The organism is Enterococcus sp. GC34 (assembly GCF_040886645.1).
Lineage (GTDB): Bacteria > Bacillota > Bacilli > Lactobacillales > Enterococcaceae > Enterococcus > Enterococcus faecalis.
The window spans coordinates 1-1,026 of the sequence record NZ_JBFOEF010000030.1; the positions used below are offsets into that span (position 1 = coordinate 1).

Consider the following 1,026-nt stretch of genomic DNA (forward strand, 5'->3'; position numbering starts at 1 on the left):
CAAAAAAATAGCTAAAAAACTCACTGCTCTAATCGACAGTGAGTTTTTGTGTAATACATACTAATTTATAATTATCTAATAGGTACTTTTTCAGAATAACTATAGAATTGAGATTTATCTGTAAAATTAGCTTTATATTTACTGTTAATTCCAGCCTTTTTAGATATATCTCCCAATTCAATTAATAACTTTTCATCATTTCCTAAAAAATGAATTTTATTGTCAAATCCAACAATATAGATATAATTTACCAATTTATTTATTAATATTTCTGGATATTTTTCGCTATCTATTTTTTTATAGACTTGCAACAAAACATCTGTAATATCTAATATAGCTTTGGTCTTATCACGCTTCATTAAACTATTATATAGTTCATGAATTATTTTTTTTGTTTCCTCAATATCAATCATTTAAATCCTTCCTCCACTAAAACTACCAAACAAATTATCTCCCCAACGTTTAACTCCTTCTGACCAAGCTTGTCCCCAATTTACCCAACATTTTTGCTTATTACAATACACACCATTTCCGTAATATGTGGCAGCTTCTACATTTGTTCCTAATGCTGTAAAACCAATCCCAATCATGCCACAAATAACTAAACCTTTAACTAATTTCTTTTTCATTAATGTTCACCTCGAAAAATAAAAATTAGAAAACGTCTTCTATATAGAAATTATATAGTTATTGGTATAGTTTTGTAAACGATACAATAAAAGTTTTTTTCTAACATTTTTGTAAGGAGGTATATATAATTAAAAAGAATCTACCTATTTACCTTTTTTACCTCTTCAACTAAAAATGCTTGTAAAAACCGTATGTCCAAATAACAATATTCAATCCTACTAAAAACCAAAAAATTTTAATCATAAATGCTACAGTATGTTCTTCTTTTCTTTGTAAATACTCTTCTATCCATTTAGGATCATGTTTTCTTTTTTTCAAAAATTCATATGTATGATAAGAAGGACTTTCTTTCTCTTTCACTAGCTATCACCTCAATTTTTTACTTCTATATATTGT

Annotated in this window: 3 protein-coding genes; all 3 read right to left on the bottom strand. The window is 26.2% G+C overall.

Annotated features, from left to right (window positions below; all coding sequences use genetic code 11):
• Nucleotides 1-71 precede the first annotated feature (71 nt).
• The 3 genes from AB3I72_RS13765 to AB3I72_RS13775 all read right to left on the bottom strand — a co-directional run bounded on the left by AB3I72_RS13765 (nt 72) and on the right by AB3I72_RS13775 (nt 990).
• A complete protein-coding gene (locus tag AB3I72_RS13765) occupies nt 72-413 on the bottom strand; it encodes a bacteriocin immunity protein (RefSeq protein WP_002367792.1) in 342 nt (113 codons plus the stop codon).
• Nucleotides 414-629 (bottom strand): leucocin A/sakacin P family class II bacteriocin, encoded by a 216-nt coding sequence (locus tag AB3I72_RS13770; protein ID WP_010709166.1) that lies wholly within the window; start codon nt 627-629, stop codon nt 414-416.
• Between the two features lie 169 nt (nt 630-798).
• The gene (locus AB3I72_RS13775) at nt 799-990 is read right to left on the bottom strand and encodes a hypothetical protein (RefSeq protein WP_010784100.1); all 192 of its coding nucleotides are present in this window, start codon (nt 988-990) and stop codon (nt 799-801) included.
• Between the last annotated feature and the right edge of the window lie 36 nt (nt 991-1,026).

What these genes read in the sequence shown, in the direction of transcription:
- AB3I72_RS13765 (WP_002367792.1), bottom strand. Translation starts at nt 413, where the DNA reads ATGATTGATATTGAGGAAACAAAAAAAATAATTCATGAACTATATAAT.
- AB3I72_RS13770 (WP_010709166.1), bottom strand. Translation starts at nt 629, where the DNA reads ATGAAAAAGAAATTAGTTAAAGGTTTAGTTATTTGTGGCATGATTGGG.